Below are 547 nucleotides of genomic sequence, written 5' to 3' on the forward strand. Positions count from 1 at the left end.
ACGCGGCGCCGCACGAGCAACTGTCGGAGCGCGAGTTCCAGGTCTTCCTCAAGCTGGCCAAGGGCGAGACAGCAGGCGACATTGCCAAGACACTGTCGTTGTCGGTGAAGACGGTGAGTACCTACCGCACGCGCCTGATGGAGAAGATGAATCTCTCGTCCAACAGCGACTTGACCTACTACGCGCTGAAGAACAAGCTGATCGACTGAGCCTGCGCACCGTCGCGGGCCTCAGTTTCGGGCGGCCTTGACCAAGGCGGCCTGCGCGATGCAGAAGTCGATCAGGCCGTCGATCTCGTTGGACTTGTCGAACACCGCGTCGACGCCGAATTGGGCGCAGCGCTTGCGGATGTCGGGCGTGGCGTAGTTGCTGAGCACCACCACCTTCTGGCTCGGACGCCTGCTCTTACAGGTTTGCAGCACCCCCAGGCCGCTGCCCTGCTTGAGGAACAGGTCGACGATGGCCAGTTCCCAGTCATCGGCATGCTCGACCAGCCATTGACTTGCTTCGGCCTCGGTCTCCGCGTAGCCGATCGCCGAGATGCACG

Annotated in this window: 2 protein-coding genes; one reads left to right on the top strand and one right to left on the bottom strand. The window is 62.5% G+C overall.

Going from position 1 to position 547, the window contains the following annotated elements:
* The coding region (locus AC1DY5_RS58165; RefSeq protein WP_478123118.1) for a response regulator transcription factor at nucleotides 1–209 on the top strand (209 nt) is incomplete at its 5' end.
* Nucleotides 210–230: 21 nt separating this feature from the next.
* On the opposite strand, the gene AC1DY5_RS58170 is transcribed toward AC1DY5_RS58165, so the two are convergent.
* A partial coding sequence (locus AC1DY5_RS58170) for a hypothetical protein (RefSeq protein WP_478123119.1) occupies nucleotides 231–547 on the bottom strand: 317 nt, incomplete at its 5' end.

It is taken from the genome of Variovorax sp. P4_D9 (assembly GCF_056401695.1).